Annotated in this window: 26 protein-coding genes; 16 read left to right on the forward strand and 10 right to left on the reverse strand. The window is 51.1% G+C overall.

Features of this window, described 5'->3' with window-relative positions; translation table 11 throughout:
* The first annotated feature begins 139 nt into the window (after positions 1-139).
* The 10 genes from ACRRUX_RS15905 (at position 140) to rnd (ending at position 10021) form a co-directional block, all read left to right on the forward strand.
* On the forward strand, positions 140-649 hold the full coding sequence (locus ACRRUX_RS15905; RefSeq protein ID WP_432532098.1) for a cold shock domain-containing protein: 510 nt from the start codon (positions 140-142) through the stop codon (positions 647-649).
* A 221-nt stretch (positions 650-870) separates the two neighbouring features.
* A complete protein-coding gene (locus ACRRUX_RS15910) occupies positions 871-2703 on the forward strand; it encodes a diguanylate cyclase (protein ID WP_432532100.1) in 1833 nt (610 codons plus the stop codon).
* Between the two features lie 129 nt (positions 2704-2832).
* Positions 2833-3219, forward strand: coding sequence for a DUF3224 domain-containing protein (locus tag ACRRUX_RS15915; protein ID WP_432532102.1), 387 nt, complete (start codon positions 2833-2835; stop codon positions 3217-3219).
* Positions 3220-3354: 135 nt separating this feature from the next.
* A complete protein-coding gene (tsaB, locus tag ACRRUX_RS15920) occupies positions 3355-4086 on the forward strand; it encodes a tRNA (adenosine(37)-N6)-threonylcarbamoyltransferase complex dimerization subunit type 1 TsaB (protein WP_432532104.1) in 732 nt (243 codons plus the stop codon).
* A 31-nt stretch (positions 4087-4117) separates the two neighbouring features.
* Positions 4118-4384, forward strand: a complete 267-nt coding sequence (locus ACRRUX_RS15925) for a hypothetical protein (RefSeq protein ID WP_432532106.1) — start codon at positions 4118-4120, stop codon at positions 4382-4384.
* On the forward strand, positions 4377-5078 hold the full coding sequence (locus tag ACRRUX_RS15930) for a M50 family metallopeptidase (protein ID WP_432532108.1): 702 nt from the start codon (positions 4377-4379) through the stop codon (positions 5076-5078). The genes ACRRUX_RS15925 and ACRRUX_RS15930 overlap by 8 nt, the downstream gene beginning before the upstream one ends.
* A gap of 109 nt (positions 5079-5187) precedes the next feature.
* Positions 5188-6000 carry a class I SAM-dependent methyltransferase gene (locus tag ACRRUX_RS15935; protein WP_432532110.1) on the forward strand — a complete coding sequence of 271 codons (813 nt, stop codon included), beginning with the start codon at positions 5188-5190 and terminating at the stop codon, positions 5998-6000.
* Between the two features lie 103 nt (positions 6001-6103).
* The gene (locus tag ACRRUX_RS15940) at positions 6104-6958 is read left to right on the forward strand and encodes an alpha/beta fold hydrolase (RefSeq protein ID WP_432532171.1); all 855 of its coding nucleotides are present in this window, start codon (positions 6104-6106) and stop codon (positions 6956-6958) included.
* A gap of 201 nt (positions 6959-7159) precedes the next feature.
* Positions 7160-8833, forward strand: coding sequence for a long-chain-fatty-acid--CoA ligase FadD (gene fadD, locus ACRRUX_RS15945; protein WP_432532112.1), 1674 nt, complete (start codon positions 7160-7162; stop codon positions 8831-8833).
* A gap of 72 nt (positions 8834-8905) precedes the next feature.
* Positions 8906-10021: a ribonuclease D gene (rnd, locus tag ACRRUX_RS15950; protein WP_432532114.1), complete on the forward strand. Its 1116-nt coding sequence runs from the start codon at positions 8906-8908 to the stop codon at positions 10019-10021.
* Between the two features lie 28 nt (positions 10022-10049).
* Here rnd and minE read toward each other — a convergent pair whose 3' ends face one another.
* Genes minE through minC form a run of 3 tightly spaced genes read right to left on the reverse strand, consistent with a single transcriptional unit; the run spans position 10050 to position 11816 of the window.
* The gene (minE, locus tag ACRRUX_RS15955) at positions 10050-10310 is read right to left on the reverse strand and encodes a cell division topological specificity factor MinE (RefSeq protein ID WP_432532116.1); all 261 of its coding nucleotides are present in this window, start codon (positions 10308-10310) and stop codon (positions 10050-10052) included.
* 3 nt (positions 10311-10313) lie between these two features.
* The gene (gene minD / locus ACRRUX_RS15960; RefSeq protein WP_432532118.1) at positions 10314-11126 is read right to left on the reverse strand and encodes a septum site-determining protein MinD; all 813 of its coding nucleotides are present in this window, start codon (positions 11124-11126) and stop codon (positions 10314-10316) included.
* A gap of 24 nt (positions 11127-11150) precedes the next feature.
* Positions 11151-11816 carry a septum site-determining protein MinC gene (gene minC, locus ACRRUX_RS15965; RefSeq protein ID WP_432532120.1) on the reverse strand — a complete coding sequence of 222 codons (666 nt, stop codon included), beginning with the start codon at positions 11814-11816 and terminating at the stop codon, positions 11151-11153.
* A gap of 123 nt (positions 11817-11939) precedes the next feature.
* Between minC and ACRRUX_RS15970 the strand changes: the two genes are divergently transcribed.
* The 3 genes from ACRRUX_RS15970 (at position 11940) to ACRRUX_RS15980 (ending at position 13795) form a co-directional block, all read left to right on the forward strand.
* The gene (locus ACRRUX_RS15970) at positions 11940-12218 is read left to right on the forward strand and encodes a YcgL domain-containing protein (protein WP_432532121.1); all 279 of its coding nucleotides are present in this window, start codon (positions 11940-11942) and stop codon (positions 12216-12218) included.
* A gap of 23 nt (positions 12219-12241) precedes the next feature.
* Positions 12242-13246: a lytic murein transglycosylase gene (locus ACRRUX_RS15975; protein WP_432532123.1), complete on the forward strand. Its 1005-nt coding sequence runs from the start codon at positions 12242-12244 to the stop codon at positions 13244-13246.
* Positions 13247-13354: 108 nt separating this feature from the next.
* Positions 13355-13795 carry a YcgN family cysteine cluster protein gene (locus ACRRUX_RS15980; RefSeq protein WP_432532125.1) on the forward strand — a complete coding sequence of 147 codons (441 nt, stop codon included), beginning with the start codon at positions 13355-13357 and terminating at the stop codon, positions 13793-13795.
* A 69-nt stretch (positions 13796-13864) separates the two neighbouring features.
* Here the strand turns inward: ACRRUX_RS15980 and dsbB are convergent, their stop codons facing one another.
* Positions 13865-14374 carry a disulfide bond formation protein DsbB gene (dsbB, locus tag ACRRUX_RS15985; protein WP_432532127.1) on the reverse strand — a complete coding sequence of 170 codons (510 nt, stop codon included), beginning with the start codon at positions 14372-14374 and terminating at the stop codon, positions 13865-13867.
* Positions 14375-14462: 88 nt separating this feature from the next.
* Positions 14463-16046: a sodium/proton antiporter NhaB gene (gene nhaB / locus ACRRUX_RS15990; protein WP_432532129.1), complete on the reverse strand. Its 1584-nt coding sequence runs from the start codon at positions 16044-16046 to the stop codon at positions 14463-14465.
* Positions 16047-16354: 308 nt separating this feature from the next.
* On the opposite strand from nhaB, the gene fadR reads away from it, so the two are divergent.
* Complete coding sequence (gene fadR / locus ACRRUX_RS15995) at positions 16355-17074, forward strand: fatty acid metabolism transcriptional regulator FadR (protein WP_432532173.1); 720 nt, start codon at positions 16355-16357, stop codon at positions 17072-17074.
* A gap of 42 nt (positions 17075-17116) precedes the next feature.
* On the opposite strand, the gene ACRRUX_RS16000 is transcribed toward fadR, so the two are convergent.
* From ACRRUX_RS16000 to sodB, 4 genes are all read right to left on the reverse strand, one after another.
* A complete protein-coding gene (locus ACRRUX_RS16000; RefSeq protein ID WP_432532131.1) occupies positions 17117-18640 on the reverse strand; it encodes a SpoVR family protein in 1524 nt (507 codons plus the stop codon).
* An 11-nt stretch (positions 18641-18651) separates the two neighbouring features.
* A complete protein-coding gene (locus tag ACRRUX_RS16005; RefSeq protein WP_432532133.1) occupies positions 18652-19920 on the reverse strand; it encodes a YeaH/YhbH family protein in 1269 nt (422 codons plus the stop codon).
* 53 nt (positions 19921-19973) lie between these two features.
* On the reverse strand, positions 19974-21908 hold the full coding sequence (locus tag ACRRUX_RS16010) for a PrkA family serine protein kinase (protein WP_432532135.1): 1935 nt from the start codon (positions 21906-21908) through the stop codon (positions 19974-19976).
* Positions 21909-22127: 219 nt separating this feature from the next.
* Positions 22128-22712: a superoxide dismutase [Fe] gene (gene sodB / locus ACRRUX_RS16015; RefSeq protein WP_432532137.1), complete on the reverse strand. Its 585-nt coding sequence runs from the start codon at positions 22710-22712 to the stop codon at positions 22128-22130.
* A gap of 222 nt (positions 22713-22934) precedes the next feature.
* Between sodB and ACRRUX_RS16020 the strand changes: the two genes are divergently transcribed.
* A complete protein-coding gene (locus ACRRUX_RS16020; protein WP_432532139.1) occupies positions 22935-23270 on the forward strand; it encodes a Grx4 family monothiol glutaredoxin in 336 nt (111 codons plus the stop codon).
* A gap of 105 nt (positions 23271-23375) precedes the next feature.
* Here the strand turns inward: ACRRUX_RS16020 and ACRRUX_RS16025 are convergent, their stop codons facing one another.
* On the reverse strand, positions 23376-24638 hold the full coding sequence (locus tag ACRRUX_RS16025; protein ID WP_432532141.1) for a uracil-xanthine permease family protein: 1263 nt from the start codon (positions 24636-24638) through the stop codon (positions 23376-23378).
* Between the two features lie 239 nt (positions 24639-24877).
* Here ACRRUX_RS16025 and ACRRUX_RS16030 point away from each other — a divergent pair, with 239 nt between their 5' ends.
* Positions 24878-25966 carry a DUF2066 domain-containing protein gene (locus tag ACRRUX_RS16030; RefSeq protein WP_432532143.1) on the forward strand — a complete coding sequence of 363 codons (1089 nt, stop codon included), beginning with the start codon at positions 24878-24880 and terminating at the stop codon, positions 25964-25966.
* Positions 25967-26010 lie beyond the last annotated feature (44 nt).

The raw sequence follows: 26010 nt of genomic DNA on the forward strand, positions 1-26010 counted from the left end.
GTTAGTGCGGCACGGACCAAAGTGCTTTTCTGAGCGTGGCAGACTGGCATTCTGTTGCGGTGAATGTTACAACTTATAGACCGCAATCAATGCCTTGCCACGGATTGGATAAGGTTTTTACTGGGTCAGGGAGACAGGGATGTATTCAGATGAGATCAGATATCAGGGGACGTTAAAATACTGGTATCCGGAAAAGGGATATGGCTACATTTCGCCGCGGGATGGCAGTCAGGACGTGTTTATCTATTACTCTCAGCTAAGCCACATGAGCCGGCCCCCACAACTGGGGGACATTATTGCTTTTGAGCTGGATGATATGGGATTTCGGCCCAGAGCCATTAAAGCTGAAATTCTCGGGGTATCGCCCACCACCTTCGCCTTCGATCGACATTATTTTCGCACCTGGCTGACGGTTGACGGGCTGTTACGCCTGAGCCTTGTGCTGGTCGCTGTGCTGGCAATGTTCATGGTCATTGAACGTTGGCAACCGGCACCCCATACATCCTTCACTTCTTTTTACTCTGGCAGGGTAATCTGCTTCGATACAGCGAGGATTCAAAATCGCTGCAGTGATAATGCTGAATATGAGCAGATTAAAGGCGGCGATTGTCAGTCTGCTGTCGATATACCGCACCGGCCAAGTTGCTGACCGTGGCGATGAGACTGATTGGCAGGCAGAGTCTGTAGGCATACTGTGGTGTGAGCTGTGAGCCAATGTTTACATGATTTGAGACAAACTGTTATCCTGCCGTTACCGGGTGATGCATGAGTCCTGGGCATCCGCCCACAGATTGCCGGGCAGGAAAGGATACCTGAATTCGTTAATGTGCTGTCTGCTCAGGATGAGACGGCGGTGCGTGGACTGAATCCATGATAGATACCCTTTCGACTGAAATCGATCATCCGGAGCAACTCGCCTTTTTTCTGGCGTCGCAATCGGTACAAAAACGTTATCACGAGGCAACCGGTTGCTTCATTCTGCTGTATTCGGCCAGTACGGACGAATTTTTCCTGTCTCAATTGCTGACCGCTGCCCACTTCTGGTGTCCTAAGGCGGCGGTGGCCGGAGCCACCTCTGCCGGGGAGATCCGTCATGGTGAGACGCTGCTGGGAAAAACCATTGTCACTCTGTATTTCTTTGCCCACAGCCTGGTCAGCGTGCACACGGTGCAGTGCGAAGACGGTGAGGAGTCCTCAGCATCGGCACAATTGGTTGCCACGCTTGGCGACATACAGGATCTCAAAGGCGTATTGCTGCTCGGTAATCCCTTCAAACAGCAGTTGCCTGAAGTGCTCGCCGGTTTCGACGAGCTGATGCGTCAGTGCACTGTTTTTGGTGGCGGCGCCGGTGACTATGCCATGAGTCAGGCCTGGGTCATGGCCGGTACTCTGTGCTCCCAGACATCGCTGGTGGCGGTGGCCTTCAGCGGTGCATCATTGCATATCGAGATGCATGACGTGCTGGGATGGCGACGAATGACCCAGTCGATGCAAATAACGTCGGCACAGGCCAATGTGGTCCACACCATAGATCATCGTCCCGCCAGCGAGGTGTACCGCGAGTTTCTGGGGATCTCTGCCGATCGTCAGTTCTTTTCCAATGCTCTGGGATTTCCCATTCTGATCCGCGATGAGCGGCAGCTGGTAGCGCGGGTGCCGCTCAGTGCCGATGATGAAGGCAATCTGACTTTCCTCAGTCGTTTCAGCGCGGGAGAGGAGTTTTCCCTTGGATTTGTTCACCCTGAATTGCTCGAGCAGCAGCTGCAGGCACTGAATCAGAGGATGGTGGCATTTTCTCCTGACACTGTGCTGCTGCTGTCATGCGGTTGCCGGCGATTTGTGTTGCTGGAAGATATCCTCGATGAAACCCGCCGGTTTGAGAGCATTGCGCCGACGTTTGGATTTTATACTGTCAGTGAAATTGCCGGTGACAAAGGGCTGTTGAATCTGAGCCTGGTGGCGGTGGGCATGCGCGAAGGGGCAAAACCGGTGGCACGGCCGATACTGCCAGTGTTTGCTGAGCCCAGAGTCAGCAGCCGGGTTGATCATTTCGCCAATACTCACTCGCGTATCCTGAGGCGTTTGCTGCATTTCATTTCCGCGTTGAATCGGGAATTGGAAACCAAAAACCGGGAAATGGAAAAACTCAGTTATCTGGATGGTCTCACGGGCATCGCCAATCGGCGACGGTTTGATATGCGACTGGAAGAAGAATGGCAACGGGCTCAGCGCAGCAATCTGCCATTGAGCCTACTGATGATAGATGTGGACAGTTTCAAAGCGTTCAATGACACCTATGGTCATCTGGCCGGTGATGATTGCTTGCGGCAACTGGCCACAGAGATGGCTGCTGCCGTGAGTCGTGGGACGGATTTGGTGGCTCGTTACGGCGGTGAGGAATTTGCCGTGATCATGGCGGATACCCATGGCCGCGGTGGGATGAAGGTGGCCAGTGAAATTCAGCGCCGGGTTGCCGGATTGGCGATTCCTCACCGTGCCAGTCTGGCCGCGACAGATGTGGTCAGTGTCAGCATAGGCATCGCCTGTATGGTGCCCGGGGCGGAGCAAAGCTCGCAATTGCTGCAGGCCGCCGCAGACAGGGCGCTGTATCAGGCCAAGCGGGATGGCAGGAACAAAATTGTGCGGGACCCCGGCGCATTTGTGCCTGTGCTGGTGGCGAAAGAAACAGACACGGGCACATGAATTACTGCCCGTAACTGAGAAGCAAAAGGTTTCATTGGCAGCGTCAGGCTTTATCGCTGGTCACCAATGACCGCGATACTCTGAGGCGAGTGGGCAAGCAGCGACTAAACAGTGACTAAGGAGCACACCATGCCAACTGTATCAGGAGCGTTTGAGGTCAGTCTGAGTCCCCAGCAGGATGCGCTGGAGGCTGGCAGATACTTAATTGAGAAGTCATATCATGGTGAGTTGTGTGGTTTGGCAACCGGGCAGATGCTGTCCTGTCGCTTTGCTGACGGCTCGGCAGGTTATGTCGCACTGGAAACCTTTAATGGCCGGCTTGAAGGGCGAAGTGGCGGTTTTACCCTGTTGCACCGCGGAATGATGAGCACTGCTGACAGTCAGTTGAGTGTTGAAATTGTGCCGGGATCAGGCTCCGGCGAGCTGCAGGGCATTGAAGGACAGCTGGTCATCACCAATGAGTCGGGAAAACACAGCTATCAGCTGAATTATCAACTAACGGATCTTCAGTCCTGAGCGCAGACGCCCGGCGGCAAGTGGGGCAGGTGTCGATTTGCCTGATTAATAAGCAGCATGGCTGCCATTCCCCGGTGAAACCTGTGTTTTGTCGGCGTAAGTGGTATGATTCGGCCCCAACAGCAGGCGGCGGAGATGTCGCCTCTCATTGACCGAATTTTTAGCGAGACCCACAAGATGTCGACCATTCTGGCTTTGGATACCTGTACAGAGGCCTGCTCCGCAGCGCTTTTGTCGCAGGGAAAGGAATATACCGCATTTGAAGAAGTGCCCCGTGAACACAGTCAGCGGCTTTTGCTCATGGTCGATGGGTTGCTGGCAGAGGCGGGTATCAGCCTCAAGGAGCTGGATGTGATTGCTTACGGGCGCGGCCCGGGCAGTTTTACCGGTATCCGCATTTGCACCAGTATGACCCAGGGACTGGCTATGGGGGCTGATAAACCTGTTGTCGGTATCTCGACGTTGGCGGCAATGGCGCAAAGTGCCATCGATAACGGCGCTGCCCAGGTGGTCGCTGCGATTGACGCCAGAATGGGAGAAGTGTACTGGGCACAATATGTTGCCGAGCACGGATTGGCGAAACAGATTGGCCAGGAGCTGGTTAGTGCACCATCAGCGGTGACCTTGTCACTGGATGAAAAGCAACCTATTATCGCTTGTGGAACCGGTTTTGAGGCTTATCCGGAATTGCTCGCGCTGGCTGGTGGATTGGCGCTGGACAGCCGCAGTCGTCTGCCGGAAGCCAAACAGATGCTGAAGCTGGCGCAACAAGCTCTGGCTCAGGGGTTGCAAACTGAGGTTGATGATCTTCAACCTGTATATCTGCGTGATACAGTTGCCTGGAAAAAACTGCCGGGAAGGGAATAGCCGCAGATCTTATTGAGGGGAGTTAATCCCGATGCAAATCAGTCAGACAGGCGTACCGTTTTACTCAACTCAGAGCCGCCGCGTCGGTCGCGATACCCTGATTTTGCCTGCGGACTCAAGGCACTCCCCAACTTATCCCACCACTGCTGAGCGGCCTGCCAGTGGTGGTGATGCCCGGATTGTGTATGAGCGTCATCATCACTCGTCTCAGGGCGCCATCCGTCAGTATTTACACACTCAATTTTCCGAAAAGCGCGACTCCATCTCTGCCATGGTGGGCATAGATACCTATGCCTGACAAACCCGGTATGCCAGAAACAGGAGTCGGCGCGACCTCGTTGCCGCGTCCAGGGCGTTTTATGCTGGAGCTTATCCTGGCCTTTATTCTCATTCGCTTGCCCTACATCAGCGTTCCGTTTCAATGGCTTGAAAGCTTTTTTCATGAATTCTCCCATGCGCTGGCCACGCTAATCAGCGGCGGTGAGGTCAGTCACATCCAACTGTTTTCCAACGGGGCCGGTTATTGTTATGCCAGCGGCGGATGGCCGGTGCTGATTGGTTTTGCCGGTTATGGCGGTGCCGCGCTGTGGGGATATCTGATGTACAGCATGGCGACCCGCCCCGGATGGATTAAAGCCAGTTATGCTTTTTTAGGGACGCTGGTCGCCGGCAGTTTACTGTTATGGGCGAGGGATATACTGACCATAGTCATTTTGCTGAGCTTGTCCGCGTTGTTCTATTTGCCGTTGAAATTTGCCGCAAATCAGTGGCTGCTGATGTTACTTCGGGTGATGTCACTGATGGTCATGCTTAATGCCATGACCAGTCCGTTCGCGCTGGTGGGCCTGGAAGGCAAGGGGGATGCACAGCTGCTGGCGAATCTGACCTGGGTGCCTGGCTGGATTTGGATTGCCCTGTGGTTGCTGGCCAGTGCACTGGCGCTGTTAATGACCTGGCGACGGGTTGAAGCCGCTGCAGGTGAAAAAGTGTAACCGAAGTTTGTCAGCTGTTGTCATGTTGTTGTTTGTTGGTATGTTGTGGTCAGTTCCAGTCGATACTGAAGAGTTTTGAGTAGCGACCCTAACTTCAACGGAGTGACCAATGAAAAAATCCCTTTGCCTTTTACTCACCGCCGCACTGGCAAGTACTGCTGCCCTGGCTCAGCCATCACTCTCAGAGGTCGTGGCCAGCGAATTCCGTCAGCCTGACAATGTGAAACGCGATCTCTATCGCCATCCTGCTGAAACCCTGAATTTTCTGGGATTGCAGCCGGATCAGACGGTGATTGAGCTCTGGCCGGGAGGCAGTGCCTGGTATGCTGAAATCATTGCGCCTTATCTGGCGTCATCCGGTCATTATGTGGCGGCGAACTTCAACGTCAACAAACCCGAGAGTGAAAAGGGGGCACGCTTTTACCGCGATGCAGGGCTGAAATTCAGCCAGTGGCTGGCGTCCAACCGGGACAAGCTGGGAAACAGGGCTTCCGAGGTCGTACTTGATCCGCCGGCTCATTTGACGCTCGGACCGGATGCCAGTGCCGATATGGTGCTGACTTTTCGTAACTTGCACAACTGGGCGTCCAACGGACAGCTTGATGCTGTGTTCGGCGCCGCCTTTGCGGTGCTGAAGCCGGGCGGGATATTGGGCGTAGTGGAGCACAGAGCCGCACCCGGTATGACCATTGAATCCGGTTATATGGATGAGACACAAATGATTGCTGCGGCGCAACAAGCCGGTTTTGTGCTGGAAGCAAAATCAGAGATTAACGCCAACCCCAAAGACACTAAAGATTACGAGAAAGGTGTGTGGACCCTGCCACCGCGCCTGGCCCTGGGCGAGCAGGATAAAGCCCGCTATCTGGGCATTGGCGAAAGTGATCGGATGACTCTCAAATTTGTGAAAAAAGCGGACTAGCGCAAAGAAAAAAATCAGGGGATATGACAGTCTTGCCGCCGGTTGTATTTCGCCCGGAATACACCGGCGGCGAGCGTTTTCTCGTCAAAAATGGAGATGAATGATGGCAGTTGCCGTAAGCCCTGTGTCTTTTGAGTTACCTCATACACGACTGGCAGGTTTGCGGTTTGGTGAGTCTGACAAACCGCTGGTTCTTGCGCTGCATGGCTGGCTGGACAATGCCATGAGTTTTGCGCCGTTGGCCCGTCATCTTGAAGGTTGGCAGATACTCGCGGTGGAGTGGCCTGGTCATGGACTGTCAGACCACAGACCGGGCTCAACCCCACTTTACTGGGCCGATTATCTGCTTGATTTGCATTGTTTGCTCAGGGAGCTGCAACATCAACAGATGACAGTGCAGGCGGTACTTGGCCATTCGCTCGGTGGCTTGGTTGCCTCTGCTTACGCGGCATTGTATCCGCAGAATGTCAGGCAACTGATCCTGATTGAAGCCATGGGGCCATTGTTTGAGTCTGTCGGGCAACTTCGCAGCCGGCTGATTAACAGCCTGGATACCCATGCCACTCCCTCGAAAACCGTTCCCCGTTACGCTGAACTGCAAACGGTTATCCGGGCAAGACGGCAATTGACCGGTCTGGATGAGAGGTTTTGTCGGCTGATCATTGAGCGCAATATGCAGGAAACTGAGGCTGGTGTTGGCTGGCGAACCGATCCGCGTCTGCGGCTGGACTCACCGTTGAGATTGACGTTTGAACAGGTCGATGCGCTGATGACTCAGGTGGAAAGTCCGGCGCTGTTGTTAATGGGGCGCCAGGGATATCAGCAGCTGCACCGGGCGAAACCGTTAATGGACAAATGGTACAGGAATGCGTCTGTGCGCCTTCTGGATGGGGATCATCACCTTCATATGGGCAATGCTGCGGCAGTTGCACAGGTCATCAACGAGTTTTTGGTCTGAGTGTGACGAGCCAGTCTAGGCAAATACCGACTTTTATGTGATGATGGTCAAAATTTTAAACGGGCGTATGATTTTCGTGCGCTCATGAAGAATAACAATCTGATTTGTAAATTATTCAGTGTGTTTGTGTCACTTGCTGGACACACAGATAACAACCTCACAGAGGTTGTCAGCACTGCTTTGGGTACCTAGGAGAAATTTGTGGACCAGCCCTGGATTAAACATTTACCTGCCGGCGTATCTTCGACTGTGAATGTCGATCAGTATTCCTCTTTGCTGGACATGTTTGAGCAATCTGTTGCCAAATATGCCGATCAGCCAGCCTTTATCAATATGGGCGCGACCATTACATACCGTAAGCTGGAAGAGCGCAGCCGTGCTTTTGCGGCTTATTTGCAGAACGAACTGAAACTGCAAAAAGGCGACCGTGTCGCCATCATGATGCCGAACCTGCTGCAGTATCCTATCGCTTTGTTTGGTGTACTGCGCGCCGGTTGTGTGGTGGTAAATGTCAACCCCCTGTACACCCCGCGTGAGCTTAAGCATCAGTTGAATGACTCGGGTGCCAAGGCGATTGTGGTGGTATCCAATTTTGCCCGTACTTTGGAAGAAGTCGTCGATGAAACACCGGTCAAGAGCGTTATTTTGACCGGACTTGGTGATTTGCTCAGCCCGCCAAAGCGTACTCTGGTTAACTTTGTGGTGAAGTACATCAAGAAGCTGGTGCCCAAATATCACCTGCCACAGGCGATTTCCATGCGTCAGGCGCTGTCTAAAGGCCGCCGTCTGCAGTACGTAAAGCATGAAATCAGCAGGGATGATCTGGCATTTTTGCAATATACCGGCGGCACTACCGGCGTGTCCAAAGGCGCCATGCTGTGTCATGGCAATGTGGTGGCCAACGTATTGCAGGCCGATGCGGCTTATTCTCCGGCACTCAGCAATGGCAAAGAGTTTGTGGTAACTGCCTTGCCGCTGTATCACATTTTTGCGCTGACAGTGAACTGCCTGTTGTTTCTGCACAAAGGTGCCCGAAACCTGTTGATCACCAATCCCCGGGATATTCCTGCCTTTGTCGGCGAGCTGAAGAAGTATCCAGTTACTGCACTGACCGGCGTTAATACCCTATTTAATGCACTGGTAAACAACCCTGATTTTGTCAATCTGGATTTCTCTACACTGAAGTTCTCCATCGGTGGCGGCATGGCTGTGCAACGTGCTGTGGCAGACAAATGGCAGAGCCTGACCGGTACCCGATTGCTTGAAGGCTATGGCCTGACTGAAGCCTCGCCACTGGTAACCTGCTGTCCATATGATCTGGATGGTTACAATGGTTCCATTGGTTTCCCTGCTCCTGGCACCGACATGCAGGTACGTGACGATGACGGCAAGGTATTGCCTCAGGGCGAAGTGGGTGAGTTGATGGCCAAAGGTCCTCAGGTGATGAAAGGATACTGGCAGCGTCCCGAGGAAACGGCGAAGGTCATAGACAAAGATGGCTGGCTGAGTACCGGTGACATTGGTTATATGGATGAGAAAGGCTTCTTCTATATTGTTGATCGCAAGAAAGACATGATTCTGGTCTCAGGTTTCAACGTCTTCCCCAACGAGGTGGAGGAAGTTGTGGCCCTGCATCCTAAAGTACTGGAAGTGGCTGCCGTTGGGGTGCCCCATGAAGTCAGTGGTGAGCTGGTGAAGATTTTCGTGGTCGCCAAAGACAAATCTTTGACCGAAGAAGCTATTATCAAGCATTGTCGGCATCATTTGACGGGCTATAAAGTTCCCAAGCTGGTAGAATTCCGGGATGAATTGCCAAAGACCAATGTGGGCAAGATCCTGCGCCGGGAACTTCGAGGCGAAGTGAAACGTGCATAATCTCCCAAAAGCCGGCTGTCAGCCGGCTTTTTGTTGGTAAAGCGATGCGTGTTGCGCACTTTGGAGAAAAGTTTGATCGCGTTTCAATATATAGATAATCAGGCGGCACTGGACGCTCTGGTAGCCCAATACAATGAGGCTGAACTGTTGGTGTTGGATACTGAATTTGTCCGCACCCGTACTTATTACGCCAGACTGGGGCTTATTCAGGCCTATGATGGCAAACATCTGGCTTTGATTGACCCGTTGGCCGTGAACGACCTCAGCGGTTTCTGGGCGTTACTGACCAATCCTGCCATTACCAAATTGGTCCATTCCTGCAGTGAAGATCTTGAAGTCTTTGCCAATTACGGCAAGTGTCAGCCAGCCCCGCTGTTTGACAGTCAGATTGCTGCGGCTCTGTGTGGCTGGGGCCATGGTCTTGGTTATGCCAAGCTGGTCGAGCAGCAGTTAAGTATCAGTCTCGACAAAGGGGAATCCCGTACTGATTGGCTCAAACGCCCGCTGAGTGCAGCTCAGTTGCAGTATGCTGCCAACGATGTGTATTACCTGTATCAGCTGTATCCGGCATTGAAAGCTGAGGTAGAGCGACAGGGACGCATGGATTGGGTGCTGGAAGAAGGGGCTCGCTTAACGGCCGGAAGGTTGGATAGGCCTTGTGGTGACATGGCCTATCTTAAGGTAAAGAATGCCTTTCAACTGACGCCAAAACAGCTGGCAATACTTAAGGTGCTGGCAAAATGGCGCCTGGAAAAGGCATTGAGCCGCGATCTGGCACTGGGATTTGTTATCAAGGATCATGGCCTGATCGCATTGTGCCGCAAGCCTCCCCAGAATATCGGGCAACTGATGCGAATGAATGAATTGACTGAGCAGGAAAAGCGCATTCACGGTAAAGAGTTGCTGGAGGTGATGGTAACGGCGGATGTGAATAATCCTCCTCCGGCCGTCGATGTGTTGGCTTTGCGACCCGGATACAAGGCGTCGTTCAAGGTGGTTAAAGCGCTGCTGACCGCTATTTGCGATACTCATCAGGTGCCGGAGGAGTTGCTGGCTTCCAAACGCCATATCCATGATTTTTTACAATGGCACCTGGATGCACAACAAGGTGACTTACCTTTGCTGCTGACCGGTTGGCGCGGCGCGCTGGCGGCGATCCCACTGCAGACACTGGAATTATCGATTTAATAAAAAAGCGCCCTGAGGGGCGCTTTTTTTATGCTTTTTCCGGCAGTGTAATATTTAACTCAAGTACCGACAGGTTATCGTCATTTTGATCCAGCTGTACAGTGACCTGATCTTCTTCAATGGCCACATACTTACGGATCACCTCGATGATCTCCTGTTTCATCTGCGGAAAATAGTCTGGCGCGCCACGCTCGCTGCGCTGATGCGCCACGATAATCTGCAGTCTTTCCTTCGCAGTTGCCGCAGTAGCGGGCTTTTTATTGCTTCTGAAATAATCGAGTAAAGACATAAGTTAGCTGCCAAATATCCTTTTTAAAAAGCCCTTTTTCTCTTCTGTTACAAAGCGAAGGGGAACGTCATCACCCAACAGACGGCTTACCGTATCTTCATAAGCCTGACCTGCATCACTCTCTTTGTCCAGAATTACCGGCACCCCGGCGTTGGAGGCTTTGAGCACCGCTTGGGATTCAGGGATCACGCCCAGCAATTTGATGGCGAGGATCTCCTCAACATCGCCCACGCTGAGCATTTCGCCGGTTTTCACCCGGGTTGGGGAGTAACGGGTCAGCAGCAGATATTCGCGGATAGGCTCCAGATTCTGCTCGGCGCGTCGTGACTTGCTTTGCAGCATACCGAGAATACGATCTGAATCCCGGACTGAGCTGACTTCCGGGTTGGTGGTGACGATGGCGGTATCGGCAAAATAAAGCGCCATCATAGCGCCGGTTTCAATTCCGGCGGGGGAGTCACAAAGGATATATTCAAAACCGGCTGTCGCTAAATCATCCAGAACCTTGCCAACGCCTTCCTTGGTCAGCGCGTCTTTGTCACGGGTTTGTGAGGCTGGCAAAATGTACAGATTGTCACAACGCTTATCTTTGATCAGTGCCTGATTAAGATTCGCTTCGCCATTGATAACATTGACAAAGTCGTAGACCACGCGGCGCTCACACCCCATGATCAAATCGAGGTTGCGCAAGCCGATGTCAAAGTCAATGACGACAGTTTTGTGTCCTTTTTGCGCCAGTCCGGTGGCAATGGCAGCGCTTGACGTGGTTTTGCCCACGCCACCTTTGCCTGAGGTGACCACAATGATATGTGCCATGTATATTATCCCTTTGCTGCCCAGTTACAGGGGCAGTGTTTCGAATACCAACGAATCGCCGTCGAGGCGAATACAACCGCTTGTTGAGTCAGTGTGCTGCGTAAGGTTTTCCGACAACCAATACTGGCCCGCAATCGAGACCAGTTCAGCTTCGAGTTTTCGGGCCAGAATGACGGCATGACGATTGCCTTTGGCTCCGGCCATGGCTTTGCCCCTGAGCGCACCGAAAATATGAATATTGCCGTCGGCAATGACTTCTGCACCGTTGCCGACATTGCCAAAGATGATCAAATCACTGTTTTGCGCATAGATCTGCTGACCTGATCGAATATTTTGTTTCAGAATTCGGGTTTCCGATGGCGGCGGTGGTGGCGTCACCATGGTTTTTCCCGTCTTCAATAACGCCAGCCCCGCTTCACGAATTTGCTTGGCGAGGATATCGTTGGCGCCTGTAAATCCCAGCAGTATCAGTTGCTGTTGTTTCATGATCTGCTTTATGGCCGGAATATCGAGTTCAACAGCCTCAACGCCGGACAGATTGATCACCAACGGCGCACCGAGAAAAAACTGAGGGGCCTGAGAGATTTTTGCCGCCAATTCGGTGGCGAAGATATCCAAATCGGTACTGTAAAGGTGCAGCACGGATAATGTGAAAGACGCGCCTTTCAACTCAAGACTTGGGGTTGCCATCCCAGCTTACATCTCCAGAAAAAACTCAGTCGAATTGCCGAGTTGCATTATAATTTATGGTGTTCATGTTATAGTGTGGCCTTTGTACTGGCAAGATTTGATAACCCGGAAATTTGGACAATTATGCTGTGTGCCGTATATAAAAGCAGTCGTAAGGCCGACACCTATCTGTTCGTGAATAAACGTGATTGTTTCGATGAAGTGCCCAAGCCTCTTATGGAGATGTTTGGCACACCCCAATTGGTGATGGTTTTCCCCATTGCCCAGCGTCAGCATCTGGGAATGGCTGATATCCGTAAGGTGAAAAGTGAGTTGGCAGAGAACGGATTTTACCTGCAATTGCCACCACCACCGGAGAATCTGTTGAAAACCCATCGACAGGAGTTGGGGCTGGAAGACTGACTCTACTGAGGGAACGTACCGCAATGAAAAGGGATTTTATCGCGTTCAGTGGCCTGTTACTGGCTGTGCACTTCACTGTCTTAGCTGATGATGCGCAGTCAGGTTTGACTCCGGTAATACCGGAACGACCAGAATTTGGGCAATATCTGGCCCGTTTGCAGCAACAAGCCACCCCGCTGGGATTTGAACCTCAATGGCTTTCACAGCAGTTTGCCGATGTGAAACGTTTCAAAAAAGCCTCGCCGGTGTCATCGTCATCCGATAATCAATCCGCCCGGACTCTCGAAGATTTTTTACCCAATCGTTTTAGCCAATCTGAAATTGATGCTGCCACCAAGGTATTGCAGCAGCATGATGCTTTGCTGCAGCAGTTGCAGCAGCAATATGGTATCCAACCACGTTTTCTGGTGGCTTTCTGGGCGGTTGCCGGTGGGCTTTCCAAAGCCGACAATGCATATCCCTTATTGTCAGTCACCAGTTCATTGGCCTATGAGGGGGAGTTGGCTGAGGATGAGGTGATCGCAGCACTGCAATTATTGCAAAACGAGCAGTTTGACGAGCGTGGTCTGGTTGCGCAACGGGATGCGAGCATCGCCGGTTCAGGCTTTTCGCCCAGTCAGCTGATTCGCTATGGAAAAGATGGTGACGGTGATGGTGTTATCGATCATCAGCATTCTGTTGCTGATATTCTGGCGTCTTATGCCTATTTTCTCAGTAAGCATGGATGGAGCGACGGGCAAATATGGGGACGTCAGGTCACTGTTCCGGCGAATTTCTCCGGCCAATCGGGCATAGAGTATAAGGCGGATTTTGAATACTGGCAGAATGCCGGGATCAGACGTTTTAATGGTGAAGATTTACCTCGCCGGGCTGATATCCAGGCATCTTTATTGCAGCCTGACGGGCGAAAAGGCCGTGCTTATCTGGTGTATGATAATTATCGCGCTTTACTGGCCTGGCAAAATGATCACTATTTCGCATTGTCTGTCAGCTATTTGTCTGAACGAATTAAAGCCAGCCACAGGTAATCCGAAGCGCCTCAGTCCTGCATTGATAAGATTCTCTCCGGTCAATCCCGTGAGTTTTGGTGTAGAATAGCGCCGTTTTCAACGTTACTCCGGTAAAATAAGAGTCTTATGTCCTTCTGGAAAGAAAAAACGCTGGCCCAACTCAGTGAAACTGAATGGGAAAGCCTGTGTGATGGCTGCGGAAAATGTTGCCTCAACAAGCTCATCGATGACGATACTGAAGAGTTGTACTACACCAACGCCGCCTGTCAGCTGTTGGATCGTCATGATTGTCGCTGTACTCACTATGAATCAAGGTTCCGTCATGTTCCCCAATGCACCCGGGTAACGGCTGACAATATCGGTGAATTGACCTGGTTGCCTGATTCCTGTGCTTATAAGCGGTTGCATGAGGGCAGGGCACTGCCTTCCTGGCATCCACTGCTCACCGGCTCTCAGGAAGCGATGCATGCAGCCGGTATGAGCGTTCAGGGTAAAGTGGTATGTGAGTCTACCGTTAAGGACATTGAAGATCATATCGTCCTGTGGCCGTTGAAAGATATCGATTAAAACCGTACTGGCCGGATGAAAAAGCCCACATTAATGTGGGCTTTTTGCTGTTTGTGCCTCAAGCATCGCTTAGTTTGAGGTTTTGCGCATGATGGGTAACACAAAGACTGCAGCCACAAACAGATAAGTGCTGAAGGCAAACTGCATCCATTGAGTCATGGAAAAACCAAACATACTCCAGACTTCGTCACTGCAAAGTCCCGTTGGCATAAACACCTGTGGCAGCCACTCGTGCATCGGCATCCACTGCGGGAAATCCGGCATGAAATCACAGGTCGCAAAGGGAGAGGGATCGGCCTGGATGTGATACAGCTCTGTGGCCAGAGACAGCCCCCAGCCGGCACTGACTATCCACAGCAGTAATGCGACGAAACGCAGTGCGCTGCGGGGCGCGAGGCTGCCCAACAAACCTGCCAGCAGAATGCCAAGTACAGCAACCCGTTGATAAACGCACATCACACATGGGTTTAAGTGCAGGCCATATTGAAAGAAAAGAGCAGTGGCTTCCAGCCCCAACGCGGTGGTGGCGAGTAAATACCAGGCTGGGCGGGAATGGGCAAATCCGGTAAGTCCTGTCACGGGGAACTCCTGATCCTGTTAAAAAAAACGCCCGCATTGGCGGGCGTTTCAGGACTTTACTCAAGTCACGTATTTACGTCAACTGTGATCAGTGAGTCACCGCATTGGCAGCCGCTTCCGCGACAGTGTGGTGGTTCAACAGGCCGGTATCATAGAAATACTGAGTCATTTCCGTCAGGAAACCGGTTTCAATCGTCAGCAGGCCAACAACAGACAGTACGATGGTATACGGCAATGCCATCCAAACCATGCGGCCGTAGGACAGACGAATAAGCGGAGCCAGAGCTGAGGTCAGCAGGAACAGGAACGCGGCCTGTCCGTTTGGTGTGGCAACAGAAGGCAGGTTAGTACCTGTGTTGATCGCCACGGCCAGCATATCGAACTGATCACGGGTGATTTGGCCATCCAGCAGGGCTGCTTTAACTTCGTTGATGTAAACCGTGCCCACGAACACGTTGTCAGACACCATGGACAACAGACCATTGGCGATAAAGAAGATCACCAGCTGGATGTTGCCTTCGAAGTCCAGTGCCCACTGGATAACAGGAGCAAACAGTTTCTGGTCGATGATGACCGCCACAACGGCAAAGAATACCGCCAGCAGTGCGGTAAATGGCAGTGCTTCCTCAAAGGCTTTACCCAGTGCGTGCTCATCGGTAATGCCGTTGAAGGCAGTACACAGAATGATAACGGTCAAACCAATCAGACCAACAGAAGCCAGATGCAGTGCCAGACCCAGGATCAGCCACACGCCAACCAGTGCCTGAATGATCAGTTTCACTTTATCTTTATTGGTACGGCGGGCATCTTCATGAGCGTCGTAGTCACACAGGATTTGACGAACTGATTCAGGCAGTTGTGCGCCATAGCCGAAGATTTTGAACTTCTCGACCAGGAAACAGGTGGCGATACCGGCCAGAAACACAGGCACGGTGACAGGCGACATGCGGATAGCAAATTCAGCGAATTGCCAGTTGGCCTGAGCGGCAATGATCAGGTTTTGTGGCTCGCCTACCATGGTGCACACACCACCCAGTGCAGTACCTACACCGGAATGCATCAGCAGGTTGCGCAGGAAGCCGCGGAACGCTTCCAGCTCTTCAGTGTTCAGCTGGGACTGGCCATCAGAAGTGTGGTCATGGTCTGCGCCGAAATCTTTACCTGAGGCTACCTTGTGATAGATAGCATAGAAGCCAACAGCCACCGCGATGATAACAGCGATTACTGTCAGTGCATCCAGGAATGCAGACAGGAAAGCTGAGGCGCCACAGAACATCAGGGATACGGCCAACTTGGAACGTACCTTGGTGATCATTTTGGTGAAACCAAACAGCAGCAGCTGTTTCATGAAGTAAATACCGGCCACCATAAATACCAGCAGCAGCAATACTTCAAGGTTGGCTTCAATTTCGTGCAGCACCATGCTTGGGCTGGTCATGCCGATAATGACGGCTTCTATGGCCAACAAACCGCCTGGTTGCAGGGGATAACATTTCAGCGCCATCGCCAGGGTGAAGATAAACTCGATAACCAATACCCATCCGGCAACGAATGGATTGATATAGAAGAGTATCGGGTTAATAACTAAGAACGACAGTATTGCGATTTTGTACCACTTGGGTGAGTTACCCAAGAAGTTACCAATAAACGCCTGACTCATTGTCAAAGGCATGGCACCCTCTCTAAAACAAAAAGAATGTTAAGTGTTGTTTGTGATAATGTTGCGCGCTGAACGGCGGGCAAAAGTGTATCCTAACCTTACCGTTATTGTCATGGCTTAGCGATCGCTAAATATAAAAAAGCGGAGCTGCACGGCAAAATCCACATTGGACTATATTCGTTTGTTCCATATTTAACCAAGAAAACCCCTTTAACTTTTGATCTTAATCCCGATTTTACGCCAGTGGTTTTCATTTTTTGTCCATCTGGTATGATGAGTGCCCTCCATATAAATATGCATAACCATTGGATAAACGGCTGATGATCATCAATGCCAAAGGACCTGCCAGCTTTGCTGAGAAATATATAGTTCAATCTATTTGGGAAAACAAATTCCCACCAGGGTCCATTTTACCCGCCGAGCGGGAACTGTCCGAGTTGATTGGGGTAACCCGGACAACATTGCGCGAAGTACTTCAGCGTTTGGCCCGTGATGGCTGGTTGACCATCCAACACGGCAAACCAACCCGGGTCAATAATTTCTGGGAAACATCCGGGCTGAATATTCTCGAGACGATTGCGGACTTGAATCCTGAGGGGTTCCCCGAGCTGGTGGATCAGCTGCTGTCGGCCCGCACCAATATCAGTGCCATTTATTTCCGCGGCGCGTTGAGACACAGTCCGCAGGTGGTACTGGATACTCTGGCGGAAATCCACCAGATGGAAGATACCGCTGACGCGTATGCCGACTTTGATTACCATTTGCATCACAAGCTGGCATTTTCCTCCGGTAACCCGCTGTATGTATTGATCCTCAATGGATTCAAGGGATTGTACAGTCGAGTGGGGCGTTACTATTTTACCAGTGCAGACGCCCGGGCATTGGCGCTGGACTTCTACCTGAAACTGGAAGTTCTGGCAAAGTCCGGCGATTACGAGCAGGTACCGGTGCTGATGCGTAACTACGGAATCGATTCGGGCAAGATGTGGCTGCAATTGCGTGATGCCATGCCTGCTGATATCGCTCAGGACAACAGCTGAGTCGTTATAAGATGAGAACACCGCCCTAAGGCGGTGTTTTTTTTAGGCTTCTTTGGCTGGTGTAGAGATCGGGCAGGTGGCCAGTTCAATCACACTGCCATCTTCACACTCCTGCTCCAGCGTGACATCAAATCCCCACAGGCGATGCAGGTGCCTCAATACTTCTGAATGGCTGTCTGCCAGAGGAATATGATTGATGGGGACATATCTCAGGGTCAGCGATCGGTCGCCGGATACATCGACATTGTAAACCTGAATATTGGGTTCCAGATTTGACAGATTATATTGCTGAGACAACATATGACGGATATTTCGATATCCCTGATCATCATGGATAGCGCTTATCTCCAGGTAGCTTCTGCTGTCGTCATCCAATATTCCGAATAGCTTGAACTGGCGGATGATATTGGGGGACAGGTACTGACTGATAAAGCTCTCATCCTTAAAGTTCTGCATGGCAAAATGCAGTGTTTTGAGCCAGTCGCTGCCGGCGATATCGGGGAACCAGGCTTTGTCCTCTTCTGTTGGATTTTCGCAGATGCGGCGAATATCCATGAACATGTTGAATCCCAGCGCATAGGGATTGATACCGCTGTAGTATCGGCTGTTGTATGCGGGCTGCGCTACAACACTGGTGTGGCTTTGCAGAAACTCCAGCATAAATCTGTCGGTGACTTTGCCTTCATCATAGAGGTGATTGAGTATGGTGTAATGCCAGAATGTTGCCCACCCTTCATTCATCACCTGGGTTTGTTTCTGCGGGTAGAAGTACTGCGCCATCTTCCGGACTATGCGGATGATCTCACGTTGCCATGGTTCCAGCAGCGGCGCGTGTTTCTCAATGAAATAGAGAATGTTTTCCTGGGGTTCTGGCGGGAACCGTTTTTTCTTTTTTTGCTGATCTTGCTGCTGGCTGCGGGGGATGGTACGCCACAGATCATTGACCTGTGTTTGCAGATACGCTTCTCGTTCCTTCTGGCGGATTTGCTCTTCACGGAACGATATTTCCACCGGCCGCTTATAGCGATCAACACCATAATTCATCAGGGCATGACAGGAGTCTATGATATCTTCCACCTGCCTTGCACCGTGGAGCTCTTCACATTCAGCGATGTAATTTTTGGCAAATACCAGATAGTCGATAATTGAGCTGGCATCTGTCCATGTCTTAAATAAATAGTTATTTTTGAAGAAGCTATTGTGACCATAGCAGGCGTGAGCCATCACCAGAGCCTGCATGGTGACCGTATTTTCTTCCATCAGATAGGCAATACAGGGATTGGAGTTAATTACAATCTCATAAGCCAGTCCCATCTGACCACGCTTATAGCTTTGTTCTGTTTCAATGAAACGTTTGCCGAACGACCAGTGGGTATAGCCAATCGGCATACCTATTCCGGCGTAGGCATCCATCATCTGTTCGGCGGTGATCACTTCTATCTGATTGGGATAGGCGTCAAGGCCATAATGCAGGGCTACCCGTTCGATTTCGGCCTGATATTGCTGCAGTAATTCGAAACTCCAGTCTGGCCCGTCGCTCAAAGGTTGTTGTTTGCGTTTCCCCATAAAGAACCTCCTTACACCGCCTGTTTTTTGAATAATTCCCTGAATACCGGATAGATATCTTCTGCCTGGCGTATGTGTTGTACGGCTATGTTGTCATATCTCTGTTGGAGGGCTTCGTATTCGCGCCACAGGGTCTGGTGGGCGCGGTTGGTTATCTCGATATAGCTGAAGTAACGGACAACCGGCAGTATTTGCTTGGTGAGAATATTGCCGCAATTGGGCGAATCATCTGCCCAGTTATCGCCGTCGGATGCCTGTGCGGCATAAATGTTCCATTCATCGGCGGGGTAACGCTCTCTTTGAATGTCATGCATCATCTTGAGTGCACTGGATACTATAGTGCCCCCGGTTTCCTGGGAGTAAAAGAACTCATGTTCATCCACTTCCTTGGCTTGCGTATGGTGGCGGATGTAGACCACTTCGAGATTTTTGTAGGTGCGGGTAAGGAACAGGTACAGCAGGATATAGAAGCGTTTGGCCATATCTTTGGTGGCCTGATCCATCGAGCCCGAGACGTCCATCAAACAGAACATTACTGCCTGACTGGTTGGTACTTCGCGTTTGGCAAAGTTATTGAATTTCAGATCAAAGGTGTCAATAAAGGGAACTTTGTCGATTTTGTGTCTGAGCTCCTCGATCTGCTGGCGCAACGCCAGAATTTCCTCCGCATTGGCACCCGGGGTGTTTTCCAATTCAGCCAGTTGGTTTTCCAGCTCTCTGAGGGTCTTCTTTTTTCCGGCCGTCATAGCAATACGGCGCGCCTGAGATGAACGCAATGAACGAACAATATTCATATTGGTGGGTACGCCATCCGTGGTATATCCGGCACGGTAGGTCTGGTATTCCACCAATTTGTTCAGACGATTTTTCTGCAGGTTGGGCAGTTCAAGATCTTCAAACAGCAGCTCAAGGTATTCATCTTTGGAAATTTGAAACACAAAATCGTCCTGACCCTCGCCAGAGTCAGAAGCATCTCCCTGACCACCACCCTGACCACCGCCCTGGGGGGGCCGTTCAATTTTATCGCCACGGGAAAACTTATCATTCCCTGGATGAATACGTTGGCGTATACCCCCACGTCCCTGATGAAACAGGGGTTCACTGATATCCCTGGTGGGGATGGATATCTGCTCGCCTTTGTCGACATCGGTTACGCTGCGACGGGTTACTGCATCACTGACAGCCTTTTTAATCTGCTGCTTGTATCGATTGAGAAAACGCTGACGATTGACCGTGCTCTTTCCTTTGGCATTCAACCGCCTGTCAATAAAGTTAGCCATACGCACCTCCCACAGGAAAGGTGGGGGCATCAGCCCCCACAGTGTTCGGACGATTAAGAGGACTTACGAACTCTTAAATACCACTCGGACAGCAGACGCACCTGTTTCTTGGTGTAGCCTTTCTCCATCATGCGGTTAACGAAGTCATCGTGTTTGCGTTGATCTTCAGTTGAGGTTTTGGCATTGAAGGAAATCACCGGCAACAGATCTTCCGTGTTGGAGAACATCTTTTTCTCTATCACAGTGCGCAGTTTTTCATAACTGGTCCACAGTGGATTATTTCCTTCATTGTTGGCTCTGGCACGCAGTACGAAGTTAACGATTTCATTACGGAAATCCTTCGGGTTACTGATACCGGCGGGCTTTTCAATTTTTTCCAATTCACCATTCAATGCCGCCCGGTCAAACAGTTGACCGGTTTCCGGATCGCGATATTCCTGATCCTGGATCCAGAAGTCAGCATAGGTGACATACCGGTCAAAGATATTCTGACCGTACTCTGAATAGGATTCCAGATAAGCGGTCTGGATCTCTTTGCCGATGAATTCCACATACTTGGGAATGAGATATCCTTTCAGAAACTCGAGATAGCGCTCGGCTGTTTCATTGGGGAATTGTTCCTGTTCAATCTGCCGCTCCAGCACGTAGAACAAATGCACCGGGTTGGCGGCAATTTCTGAGTGATCAAAGTTGAATACTCTGGAGAGGATCTTGAACGCGAAGCGGGTCGACAGTCCCTGCATCCCTTCATCGACACCGGCATAATCCCGGTATTCCTGATAAGACTTGGCTTTGGGATCGGTATCTTTCAGGCTTTCGCCATCATAGACCCGCATTTTTGAGTAGATTGAGGAGTTTTCCGGCGCTTTGATGCGCGACAGTACTGAAAACTGTGCCAGTGTTTCCAGTGTGCCGGGGGCACAGGGAGCTTTGGACAATTCAGAGTTCTGCAACAGCTTCTGATAAATCTGCATCTCCTCGGACACCCGCAAACAATAAGGCACTTTGACGATGTAAACCCTGTCGAGGAAGGCTTCATTGTTTTTGTTGTTGCGGAAACTGGACCACTCTGATTCGTTGGAATGCGCCAGAATAATACCATTGTAGGGCAGGGCCGACAGGCCCTCGGTACCGTTATAGTTGCCTTCCTGAGTTGCCGTTAGCAGTGGATGCAGTACCTTGATTGGTGCCTTGAACATCTCCACAAATTCCATCAACCCCTGGTTGGCCCGACACAGTGCTCCGGAATAAGCGTAGGCATCGGCATCGTCCTGGGCGAAATGCTCCAGTTTGCGGATGTCCACTTTACCAACCAGTGATGAGATATCCTGATTGTTGTCGTCACCGGGCTCGGTTTTGGCAACGGCCAGTTGATCCAGCACAGAAGGATAAACCTTCACGACCTTGAAGCGACTGATATCACCACCAAACTCATGCAGGCGTTTTACCGCCCAGGGCGACATGATGGAGCGCAGATAACGGGAAGGAATTTTGTATTCCTGTTCCAGCACCTTGCCGTCTTCATCAACATCGAACAGACAGAAGGGATGATCGTTGACCGGGCTTCTGACGCCGTCTGCACTGAGGATGTATATAGGCACTTTCTGCATCAATGCCTTGAGTTTTTCGGCCAGCGAAGACTTACCCCCACCTACCGGCCCCAGTAGATAGAGTATCTGTTTGGACTCTTCCAGCCCCTGAGCAGAGTGCTTCAGGTAGGATACGATTTGCTCAATGGCTTCTTCCATGCCAAAGAAATCGGCAAAGGCAGGGTATCTGGAAATTAATCGGTTGGAGAATATCCGGCTCAGAACCGGGTCTTTTGAGGTGTCGATGACTTTGGGTTGACCTATGGCCATCAGCAAGCGTTCGGCGGCAGACACGTAGGCGCTGCGATCCTGCTTACAGATGTCAAGAAACTCCTGCAGGGTGTATTCCTCATCAAGCTTCTTTTCATAGCGTTGTTGGTAATGCTCAAATATGCTCATATCGCCCCCTGAAACGCCGTTCAAATTGTTGAGGTTGGCAGGTTAAAATCTGCTCACCTGTGAGTAAGCATAGCGCCAAGAATCCGGGGGATGCAAAAAAAGTTTATAAAAAACAATAAGAAATAGTTGCAAAAGCAACAGTTGCACTTGTGTTTCTATACATCTGCGGGCAATAAAAAAGGAGCCATTGAGGCTCCTTTGTCCAAGACAGTGAATGTCTTAGGCGGCAAAATTGGCGTTAACAAAGTCCCAGTTTACCAGCTGCCAGAAATTGGCCAGGTAATCAGGACGCAGGTTGCGATAGTCGATATAGTAGGCGTGTTCCCACAGATCCACGGTCAGCAGTGGCGTAACGCCAGCCTCAGTCAGCGGGGTCGCAGCATTGCTGGTGTTGACGATATCCAGTGAACCGTCGGCTTTCTTCACCAACCAGGTCCAGGAGCTGCCGAAGTTGTTAACGGCACTGTCGTTGAATTTGGCTTTGAATGCTTCGAATGAGCCGAAAGCGGCATTGATGGCATCGGCGATAGCGCCTGTTGGCTCACCACCGGCTTTAGGCGCCAGACAGTGCCAATAGAAGGTGTGATTCCATACCTGGGCTGCATTGTTGAAGATGCCGCCGGTAGAGGATTTCACGATCTCTTCCAGAGATTTACCTTCCAGATCAGTACCTTCAATGAGACCATTCAGCTTTACCACATAGGTATTGTGGTGCTTGCCATAGTGATATTCCAGAGTTTCCTGGGAAATATGGGGTTCCAGAGCGTTCATTGCATAAGGTAATGCTGGTAATTCGAAAGCCATTTGCTTCTCTCCATGGATGTCATTGTCTTTAAACAGACTTACTCACTGTGGGCTATTGTACTGATAAATTATGTGAAGTGAATCATTGTTTGGCTGTTTGCGCAGATCGCCATCATCGAAAAATCCGTACATAACATAACCCTACAAACATTGTGTTTTGTTATGACGATTGCTGAAGTACAATGAAGCTCACAACACTATGTGTGATCGCTAGGATACATAATGGAAACAGTAGACAAGATTAAGCAGCAAATTGCTGAAAACCCAATCATCCTCTATATGAAGGGCTCTCCAAAGCTGCCCAGCTGTGGTTTTTCCTCTCAGGCGGCCCAGATTATGATCAATATCGGTGAGCAGTTTGCCTATGTTGATATCCTGCAAAACCCTGACATCCGCGCTGAACTGCCTAAGTTTGCCAACTGGCCGACTTTTCCTCAGTTGTGGGTTGAAGGTGAACTGGTTGGTGGCTGTGACATCATGGTTGAAATGTACCAGCAGGGTGAACTGCAGACACTGGTCAAAGAAGTGGCTGCCAAGTACAAAAGCGAAGAAGCGTAATTTACCTGTTGCCTGAATTTAAAAGCCCTGCCAATGCAGGGCTTTTTTGTGGTTGGACATCGTTCTGGCACGGCCAGCATCCTTGCCGCGCCGATTCAGTCAATATCAGTGAGAGGAGGCATCTTGTTTGGATTGGGCCAGTTCAGCTTTGATATGAGCCGGTGTGGCAGGCAGCACCAGGTTAAGGATGATGGCCACTACACCACACAGGCTGATACCTTGCAGGCTGAAAGAGCCGATACCAAATGCCATGCCACCAATTCCAAATACCAGCGTGACACCAACAATACACAGGTTGCGTGGTTCGCCGAGGTCGACATTGTTGCGAATCAGCGAGTTTAGACCGACAGCTGCAATAGAGCCAAACAGCAAACACATGATGCCGCCCATTACAGGCACGGGAATGGTTTGCATCAGCGCGCCCAACTTGCCGACAAAGGCCATCAGAATGGCGGTGATAGCAGTCCAGGTCATGATGCTGGGATTGAAGTTACGGGTCAGGCTGACGGCGCCGGTGACTTCTGAGTAAGTGGTATTTGGCGGACCGCCAAAAGCAGCTGCCGCGATAGTCGCAACGCCGTCACCGGCCAGCGTACGGTGCAGTCCGGGCTTTTTGAAATAATCTTTACCTGTCACATTAGAAATCGCCAGAATGTCGCCAATATGCTCAACGGCAGGGGCAATGGCAACCGGGATCATGAACATAATAGCTTGCCAGTGGAATTCCGGTGCAACGAAATTCGGCATCGCCAGCCAGGGAGCCTGTTCAACTTTGGTGAAATCAACAATACCGAAGATAAGACTCAGACCGTAGCCAACCAGAATACCGCCAAGGATAGGCATCAGTTTGAGCAGGCCTTTGGCCCAGATCGCGATGGCAATGGTGGTCAGCAGTGAGGCCAGAGAAATGATAAGCGCGGTATCCGGATCGACCAGGACAGCGCTGCCATCGCCGGTTTTACCCAGTGCCATATTTACCGCCATGGGTGCCAGCCCCAGGCCGATGATGATGATCACCGGGCCAACAACAACAGGAGGCAAAAGACGGTGAATAAAACCGGTACCCCGGATTTTCACCATGGCGCCGAGCATCAGATACATCACGCCGGCAGCCATCAATCCGCCCATGGTGGCAGGAATGCCCCAGGTCTGCACGCCATAAAGGATCGGGGCGATAAAGGCGAAGGAGGATGCCAGGAAGATAGGCACCTGTCGTTTGGTGATAAACTGAAACAGCAAGGTACCTATACCTGCGGTAAACAGTGCAACACTGGTGTCGAGTCCGGTGATAAGTGGCATTAATACCAGCGCACCGAAGGCGACGAACAGCATTTGAGCACCCTGAAGGGGCAGCGTCAGTCGGGACATTGTTTTTCTCTTTTTTTGTTGGGCCAAAATCTTCCTATATTAACATGTGGATATTCCCCCGGCGCGCTGCTTGATCACATAACTTGGTGCAGATTAACGATTTTTTTAACGTAAGCTGAGATGCCTTGAATAACCGCATGAACCGGTTGCTCATCGGTTGCAAACTGAGCTGACTCGCCATCCTGCCCAAGTGTGGTACACTCAGGCATCTTTAATGTCGGTTAATCCATTCCCAATCAATGTTTAAACACATTTTCCTGCTAATGACGCTGGTTCTGGCCCTGATGGGCAATTCGGCTTTTGCTGTTGAAGTTAAAGGGCTGGATCAGGCCAGTGTACCGGTTGCGTCCCGTTCTGTGGCGGACAAAAATGCCGCGCTCAAAGCCGCACTTGCTGCGGTCGTTGTCAAAAATACCGGGGATGAAACGGTACTGCAAAATCCGGTGATTGCGGCGCAACTTAATAATCCTGATGCTTTTCTGGTGCAATTTGGTTATGAAGATCAGGAAGGGCAGCTCTATCTGAAAGGTCAGTTTGATGAGCGGCGCGTGGTTCAGCTGTTGCGGCAGGCTCAGGTTCCTGTGTGGGGCAAGCAGCGACCTTTGGTGCTGGTGTGGCTGGCGACTCAGGACGCACAGCAACAGCGAACTCTGTTGTCAGATGCATCCATGTCTGACATCCGTAAACTGTTCAAACAGGATGCTGACGCGCAGGGACTGCCGCTGCTGTTCCCGCTGATGGATCTGGATGACATGATGCAGGTCAGTGAGGCCGATGTGCGTGGTAATTTCCCGTCGGCAATTTATCAGGCGTCGACCCGCTATCATGCTGATTATTTTGCACTTGCCAGTATTCAGCCGCTGGTTGACGGGCGGCAGAGTTATCGTTTTTACCTGTATCCAATGAAACAGGACGAGACCATGTGGCGTCCGTTGCTGCAACTGGAGCAAACGGTTAGTGCTGATGGTGATGCTGTGGCGGATATGGTGACAGGCCTCAGCCAGTACTTTGTCAGCCAATATGCTGTCACCGACTCCGGCGCCGGGGAGCTGGTTGATGTTACATTCGATGGCATTGATTCCATGACCAGGTTAACCGCGCTGGAAACTTATGTCGCTCAGTTGGCCGTCGCCCGCAGCGCAGTAATAGCCAGTATTCAGGGGAACAGAGTGACCTTCAGATTTACCCTGTATGGCACTCCCGAAGATCTGGCCCGGCAACTGGGGCTGGAATCCCGACTTCAGCGTATTGATACCACTGTGACGGCAGATCTGGCATCGCCACGTGTGCCATCTGCGGTGACAAGCATGGAATATCACTGGCAATAAGCTAAAAAGCGGGCAAAAGCACTGCTTGCAGTACGTCGGCTTTT

Origin of the sequence: Shewanella sp. GXUN23E, assembly GCF_050865035.1 — a bacterium.
Classification (GTDB): domain Bacteria; phylum Pseudomonadota; class Gammaproteobacteria; order Enterobacterales; family Shewanellaceae; genus Shewanella.